This window comes from Armatimonas sp. (assembly GCF_043760365.1).
GTDB lineage: Bacteria > Armatimonadota > Armatimonadia > Armatimonadales > Armatimonadaceae > Armatimonas.
Genome location: NZ_JAYUPA010000271.1, coordinates 1 through 5,619 on the forward strand (window position 1 = coordinate 1; position 5,619 = coordinate 5,619).

General features: G+C 57.2%; 6 protein-coding genes and 1 pseudogene. All 7 read left to right on the forward strand.

Annotated elements, in window-relative coordinates:
• Window positions 1-236 precede the first annotated feature (236 nt).
• On the forward strand, window positions 237-956 hold the full coding sequence (locus ACH2EH_RS06470) for an H-X9-DG-CTERM domain-containing protein (RefSeq protein ID WP_395140052.1): 720 nt from the start codon (window positions 237-239) through the stop codon (window positions 954-956).
• Window positions 957-983: 27 nt separating this feature from the next.
• Window positions 984-2,795 (forward strand): TlpA family protein disulfide reductase, encoded by a 1,812-nt coding sequence (locus ACH2EH_RS06475; RefSeq protein ID WP_395140054.1) that lies wholly within the window; start codon window positions 984-986, stop codon window positions 2,793-2,795.
• 10 nt (window positions 2,796-2,805) lie between these two features.
• Window positions 2,806-3,108 (forward strand): Dabb family protein, encoded by a 303-nt coding sequence (locus tag ACH2EH_RS06480; protein WP_395140056.1) that lies wholly within the window; start codon window positions 2,806-2,808, stop codon window positions 3,106-3,108.
• The gene (locus ACH2EH_RS06485; RefSeq protein WP_395140058.1) at window positions 3,098-3,760 is read left to right on the forward strand and encodes a metallophosphoesterase; all 663 of its coding nucleotides are present in this window, start codon (window positions 3,098-3,100) and stop codon (window positions 3,758-3,760) included. Before ACH2EH_RS06480 ends, ACH2EH_RS06485 begins: the two co-directional genes overlap by 11 nt.
• 22 nt (window positions 3,761-3,782) lie before the next feature.
• The gene (gene sucC / locus ACH2EH_RS06490) at window positions 3,783-4,934 is read left to right on the forward strand and encodes an ADP-forming succinate--CoA ligase subunit beta (protein WP_395140060.1); all 1,152 of its coding nucleotides are present in this window, start codon (window positions 3,783-3,785) and stop codon (window positions 4,932-4,934) included.
• A 26-nt stretch (window positions 4,935-4,960) separates the two neighbouring features.
• Complete coding sequence (locus ACH2EH_RS06495; RefSeq protein WP_309694881.1) at window positions 4,961-5,161, forward strand: DUF4177 domain-containing protein; 201 nt, start codon at window positions 4,961-4,963, stop codon at window positions 5,159-5,161.
• A gap of 7 nt (window positions 5,162-5,168) precedes the next feature.
• Window positions 5,169-5,619, forward strand: a pseudogene (locus tag ACH2EH_RS06500) (succinate--CoA ligase subunit alpha); the annotation flags it as partial.

A 5,619-nucleotide genomic window follows, 5' to 3' on the forward strand; every position in this document is an offset into this window, starting at 1 on the left:
GCCTGAAAGGCCATCTCTGGGCCGCGCTCCGCGCGAAGCGGGCCGAGCCCGCAGAGAAGGAGGCGTTTGGCGCGGCCTCGGGCCGCTTGGCGAAGCCGATGAGACGGGGACTTTCAGGCCTCGGCAAACCATTCGTGAAAAAGCCAACCCTTCATTTTGCACTTTTTTTAAGGTTGTGTTATCCTGCCCACAATCCACCCCGATTGGGGCACTTCCCTTCGTAAGGAGACGTTTTCATGCGTCGTTTTTTTACCCTCATCGAGCTCCTCGTCGTTATCGCGATCATTGCGATTCTTGCCGCCATTCTCTTTCCCGTTTTTGCCCAAGCCCGTGCCAAAGCACGCCAGACCGCCTGCCTCTCTAACTGTAAGCAGATCGCTCTCAGCACCATGATGTACTCTCAAGACTACGATGAGACCCTGGTTCCTCTCACTATTGGTGGCATAGGCGGTATCCCCCTCAGCACCTACCCTGCCCTTCTTGAGCCCTATACCAAGAACCGGCAGATTTGGAACTGCCCCGATGTTTCCAATACGAACTCCACCGCAACAACGGCAGCAACCCGCACCTATGGCATGAACCCGCAAGTTTCGCGAAGTCTCGCCTTTGTACCGACAATCGCCGATCCCGGAACTTTTTCGTTGGCGCAGGCAGAGTATCCTGCTGAGCTGATCCTCATGGGGGATGCTCTCCGCCAAGCCTATGCGACCAACTTTAGCAATTTCTTCGATGTCATAAGCGCGTGCCGGGTCGAGTTCCCCACCTTTAGCGCCAATAGCAACTACCAGCATTTCAAGCGCCACAGCCAAGGAGCGAACTACACCTTCGCCGATGGTCATGCCAAGTGGTCTCGCCCTCGGAATACGGTCGCTCCCGCTGTACTCTGGAGACCGAACCGCCCCAACACAAACTTCCCCACGGTCGACACGGCTTGTACGGCGCTTGCAACACTTTAAAGTCTTTAAAAAAGGTATTCTAAGTTCATGATAACCCTAATCCCCTTGGCGCTCCTAGCGCTGACTCAAGAGACGCGCCCTGCGCTCCCTCTACGAATACAGCCCGCGCCTGCCGCGGCTGCACCGTCAAACCTGCCTCTGGCACCTGCCTTGCTCAAGGCAGGAGATATGGTGCCAGATTTTTCGGTAGATGCTCCTGGAGGAAAAAAGAAAGTCACTTTTGCATCAATGCGTGGAAAGGTGGTCGTTCTGGACTTCTGGGCAACCTGGTGCGGCCCGTGTAAAGCGGCGATGCCCCACCTGGAAGAGGTGTGGAAAAAGCTTAAAACACGCGACGATACCACGGTGTTGGCGCTATGCACCTCGGACGAGCGTGAAAAATTTGAGAAATGGGTGGTGGACAACAAAGACAAGTACAGCTTCCCCTACGGCTACGATCCGGCGGGCCGCGATAACGCGACTAAGCTCTCTCGAAATGTCTTTGGGGTCACCGGGATCCCGACCACGTTTGTGATTGGAAAAGACGGCAAAGTCGTAGATGCCATCGTAGGCTACAGCACAGGCGACCATCGGCTCGAAGCGGCCTTGAAAAAGGCAGGCGTGGATATTGGCACGGTGGGCGGGGATGCCCCAGCGCCTCCACGCGATCCCAACGCTCCCAAAATTATCCCTGCCAGCCCCTTGACCATTCCCGGCACCATGCGCACCAAGCTCAGCTTCGATCCCGTGGCCTTCTCCGAGACCTACAAGGGAAAGCTGGGACTCAAGTCTGTCCCCGTCCCTGTGACTTTGAGTGACACAAAGCCAGCGAGCATTACCAAAGAGCCGACCTACAGCGCCGCTCCTCGCTACGGAACTATCACGGTTGGCGATGGACCACGCTCCGTGGTAACTGTGGTTCTTGCGGGAAGCCAGCTCTTTGTGGATGACAACAACAACGGCGATCTCACCGACGATGCCCCGGCCATCTGGGATGGTAAAACCGTCCAGCGCTCGGTGCGTGCATCGTATGGCCCGGCCACAGGCGAAGTTTCAAGCCGTCCCTACTCCCTCAACTTCTACGGGCCCGCCGATAAAATATTCACACAACGCAACGGAGCGATGGTCGGCGAGATCGCGTTCAATGGCAAGACTATTAAGGCACTTGTGGCGGATTCAAATAGTGACGGTGTGTTTAACTCCACTCCGACGGCTCCCGTCTATCTAGCGCTTGATCTTAAGGGCACGGGGGCAATTGATTTTAGCAGCCCCTTGTTTGACCTCGCCAAGCCGATGGAGATTGGCGATAAAATCTACCGTGCCCGCATCTCGCCCGATGGCACAAACCTAACCATCGTCCCCACCAACGAAGTCCCAGCGCCAAAGCCCCCCCCTGCGCCACGTCTGCCCAAGGCGGGAGATGATGCCCCTGATGCCACATTCCAAGCTCCGGATGGCTCCAGTATTCGCTTGGCAGACTTCAAGGGAAAGAAAGTCGTTGTTCTGGACTTCTGGGCAACGTGGTGTGGCCCGTGCATCGCATCGTTTCCACACCTAGAGAAAGTCTGGCAGGGACTTAAGAGCCGTGAGGATGTAACGATCTTGGCCGCCAATGTCTTTGATGAGACAGAGAAATACAACGCTTGGCGCAAGACGAACAAATTCACCTTCCCTCTTGTCCTAGACCCCGCTGGCCGCGATATGTTCAAGAGTGTGGCTCGCAATAAGTTCGGTGTCACCATGATCCCCGTCACAATCGTGATTGGCAAAGACGGCAAGATCGTGGCAACGCTCGTGGGTAACCAAGGCGAGGGCGATCACCGGCTGGAAGCGGCATTAAAAACGGCAGGAATCGAGTAGAATAGCAGTCATGTTTTTTCACGCAGTCTATTTCTATCCCCGCGAAGCTGCTCAGCCCGGCGATGCCGAAGCGCTTGCGGCGGGCTGTCGCACCCTGGCGGCGATTCCGGGCCTGACGTTTTTCAAAGTGGGGCACACGGCGGGGACACCGCGCGAGGTTGTAGATAACGGCTACGCTGTGGCACTCCTGACGGCTTTTGAGGACACCGCCGGGCACGATGTGTACCAGGATCACCCGGTGCATCTTGCGTTTATCGCCGCAAATAAGCACCTCTGGAGCAGTGTCCGGGTTCACGATTCGATTGTCGAATAACGCGTCCCCCACAGATCCCAGAGTCTTTGCCCTCGCAGACACACACTTAGGCTTCGGGGTGAATAAGACCATGCACCGCTTCGGCAGTGAGTGGTGGCATCACCCCGAGAAAATTCTCAAACGCGCTTGGCAGACCCTCGGCGACGATGACATACTTCTCATCCCAGGCGACCTCTCGTGGGCCACAAAACCGCGCCAGGCGACGCCTGATCTGGAGTTTCTCACCAAGCTTCCCGGCACAAAAATCTGCATCAAGGGCAACCACGACTACTGGTGGGAGTCTGACAAGCGCCTGAAGTTCCCCGGGCTACTGGATCCGCCCCAGCGTTTTGGCGACATCGGTATCGCCGGAACCCGTGGCTGGGACCTCAGCGACGACAGGATTCTGGAACGCGAGCGCAAGCGCCTGGAGAAGAGCCTGGTGGGAATCGCCGGTGCGCCCGTGAAGATCGCGATGCTCCACTACCCACCCCAGCCCTTTTTAGACATTCTCCGTGCCGCTGGAGTGAGCGCCTGTGTTTACGGGCATGTGCACCTGCGCTCGTTCCCAGAGGACGAAGCCCTGGTCTGCCAGGGCGAAGAAATCTCGGGCGTGCGCTGCTACTGTGTCGCCTGTGACCGGATCGCCTTCACCCCACTGCGCTTGCTCTAAGATCGGGTACAATACCTCCGCTATGAAGATGCAGGAATATCAGGCTAAAGCGCTCCTGGCTCAGTTTGGAGTGCCTACGCCCAAGGGGATCGTCTGTACGACCCAAGACGAGGTTAAAGCCGCCGCCGAGTCACTCGGGGGCGGGGCAGTGGTAAAAGCTCAGGTGCTCGCGGGCGGGCGGGGCAAGGCCGGAGCCGTGAAGGTGGCAAAAACCGCCGAGGCGTGTGCGGAGTTCGCGGGTTCGATCTTAGGCAAAAAGCTCTATTTTGAGCAAGCCAAAGAAGAACTGACAATCACGACGCTCTTAGTGGAGGAGCTACTCCCGATCGCCAAAGAGTATTATCTAGGCGTGGTTGTGGACCGCGACACTCAGCGCAACGTGCTGATTCTCTCCTCCCAGGGAGGTATGGATATCGAGGAAGTGGCCCACTCTCACCCCGATGCCATTGGCCGCCATCCCGTGGATCCCGCGATCGGCGTCAAAGATTTTCACATCCGCGAGCTGGCCCGTAAAGGCGGCATCCCAGACTCCGAGCTCTCCAAGCTCGCCCCGTTTATCAAGAACCTCTACCAAGCATGTTTGAAGTCCGATGCCACCCTGGCTGAGATCAACCCACTAGTAGTGCTCGCCGACGGTAACTTTATCGCGGGCGATGCGAAGATAGACATTGACGACAATACCCTCTACCGTCATCCCGAGCTTGCCGCGCACGGCGAGGACTCCGACGAGCTGAATCACTTTGAGAAAGAAGCGCGGCGGCGTGGGATCAACAACTATGTCCATCTAGGCGGCAACGTCGGCATTATCTGCAACGGCGCCGGGCTTGTGATGGGCACGATGGACGAAGTCAAGCGGGCGGGCGGTCAGCCTGCCAACTTCTTAGACATCGGAGGCGGCGCCAAGGCCGAGCTGGTGCGTAGCTCCCTTGAGCTGATCCTACTCGATAAAGACGTGAAGGCGATCCTGATCAATATCTTTGGTGGAATCACCCGTGGCGACGAGGTGGCGAAGGGTATTATCGAGGCCGCCAGCACCATGGACATCAAAGTCCCGCTGGTCGTTCGCCTTGCAGGAACCAACTCCGAAGAGGGCCTCGCGCTCCTCAAAGACGCTAACCTTGTCCCTGCGGCCACCATGCAGGAAGCCGCACTGAAAGTTGTCGCGCTGCTCTAACAGCCCTAAAAGAAAGAAGAACTACCATGGCCTGGGAATATAAAATTATCACCTCCGCAGAAGATACGGACGACGAGACAATGCTCAATGAGCTGGGTGCGGATAACTGGGAGCTAATCTCGGTGCAGATCAGCGAAGTAACCTACGCAGAAGAGAACAGCGAAAATGAAGAGGGTGACGAGTACGTTGAGGAAGTCGCAACCTACTACCTGAAACGACAGAAATAAACGAAAAATGGCGATTCTGATTGATGAAACAACCAAGGTTGTCGTCTCTGGCATCACCGGTCGGGAAGGCACCTTTCACAGTGGGCAGATGCTCGCCTACGGCACACAGGTCGTTGCGGGGGTAACCCCCGGCAAGGGTGGTCAGACCTGGACCAGCGATGATGGAAAGTACACGGTTCCGGTGTTCAACACGGTCGCGGAAGCGGTCGAGAAGACCGGTGCCAACGCCCACTTTGTCGTGGTGCCTCCCAAGTTCGCCGCCGACTCGATCATCGAGGGCGCGGACGCGGGCTGTGAGCTGATCGTCTGTATCACCGACGGTCTGAGCCAGCAGGACATGATCACGGCTACCGACTACGTCAAGCGCGTCAAGAAAACCCGGCTGATCGGCACCAACTGCCCCGGCCTGCTCTCCGTGGGCAAGGCGAAGATCGGGATCATTCCCCAGAACATCTTCC